This window comes from Bifidobacterium sp. C0047B3, from assembly GCF_056590535.1.
Map to the genome: position 1 here is coordinate 1 of NZ_JBWPWH010000008.1, position 1,826 is coordinate 1,826.

Genomic DNA, 1,826 nt, shown 5'->3' on the forward strand with positions numbered 1-1,826 from the left:
TCGGTTGAGGTTGATGAGCCGGCTGGTGTGGTGGTGGTTTGAGAACTCAAGAGCGTGTCTGTACTACTTATTAGTTAATTATTGCCAGTTCATTGCCTGCCTTGCAGATTGCAGGGTGCCTGAGAGATGGTTAAATGGTGGTGAGGTTTTTTGTTGGGATGTTCTTTCCTTAAAGAATGTCTCGTCTTTTTCTTTTATATTGGAGCCTTTTGTTGGCTCTTCATTGAAGTTTTTCGTGGAGGGTTCGATTCTGGCTCAGGATGAACGCTGGCGGCGTGCTTAACACATGCAAGTCGAACGGGATCTGACCAGCTTGCTGGTTGGTGAGAGTGGCGAACGGGTGAGTAATGCGTGACCAACCTGCCCCATGCTCCAGAATAGCTCTTGGAAACGGGTGGTAATGCTGGATGCTCCAACTTGACGCATGTCTTGTTGGGAAAGTGTTTAGTGGCATGGGATGGGGTCGCGTCCTATCAGCTTGTAGGCGGGGTAATGGCCCACCTAGGCTTCGACGGGTAGCCGGCCTGAGAGGGCGGACGGCCACATTGGGACTGAGATACGGCCCAGACTCCTACGGGAGGCAGCAGTGGGGAATATTGCGCAATGGGGGAAACCCTGACGCAGCGACGCCGCGTGCGGGATGAAGGCCTTCGGGTTGTAAACCGCTTTTGATTGGGAGCAAGCCTTCGGGTGAGTGTACCTTTCGAATAAGCGCCGGCTAACTACGTGCCAGCAGCCGCGGTAATACGTAGGGCGCAAGCGTTATCCGGAATTATTGGGCGTAAAGAGCTTGTAGGCGGTTCGTCGCGTCTGGTGTGAAAGCCCATCGCTTAACGGTGGGTCTGCGCCGGGTACGGGCGGGCTAGAGTGCAGTAGGGGAGACTGGAATTCCCGGTGTAACGGTGGAATGTGTAGATATCGGGAAGAACACCAATGGCGAAGGCAGGTCTCTGGGCTGTTACTGACGCTGAGAAGCGAAAGCGTGGGGAGCGAACAGGATTAGATACCCTGGTAGTCCACGCCGTAAACGGTGGACGCTGGATGTGGGGCCCATTCCACGGGTTCCGTGTCGGAGCTAACGCGTTAAGCGTCCCGCCTGGGGAGTACGGCCGCAAGGCTAAAACTCAAAGAAATTGACGGGGGCCCGCACAAGCGGCGGAGCATGCGGATTAATTCGATGCAACGCGAAGAACCTTACCTGGGCTTGACATGTGCCTGTCGACTGCAGAGATGTGGTTTCCCTTCGGGGCAGGTTCACAGGTGGTGCATGGTCGTCGTCAGCTCGTGTCGTGAGATGTTGGGTTAAGTCCCGCAACGAGCGCAACCCTCGCCCTGTGTTGCCAGCGGGTTATGCCGGGAACTCACGGGGGACCGCCGGGGTTAACTCGGAGGAAGGTGGGGATGACGTCAGATCATCATGCCCCTTACGTCCAGGGCTTCACGCATGCTACAATGGCCGGTACAACGGGATGCGACATGGTGACATGGAGCGGATCCCTTAAAACCGGTCTCAGTTCGGATCGTAGTCTGCAACTCGACTACGTGAAGGCGGAGTCGCTAGTAATCGCGAATCAGCAACGTCGCGGTGAATGCGTTCCCGGGCCTTGTACACACCGCCCGTCAAGTCATGAAAGTGGGCAGCACCCGAAGCCGGTGGCCTAACCCTTTTGGGATGGAGCCGTCTAAGGTGAGGCTCGTGATTGGGACTAAGTCGTAACAAGGTAGCCGTACCGGAAGGTGCGGCTGGATCACCTCCTTTCTACGGAGTTTTTGTGCACGCTCGGTTGAGTGTGGTTACTGGTGTGGAAAACAATAGTTGACGTTTT

General features: G+C 55.6%; 1 rRNA gene. It reads left to right on the top strand.

From position 1 onward, the window contains the following. Positions 1–232 precede the first annotated feature (232 nt). A 16S ribosomal RNA gene (locus AC1EKT_RS06215) occupies positions 233–1,759 on the top strand. The last annotated feature ends 67 nt before the right edge of the window (positions 1,760–1,826 follow it).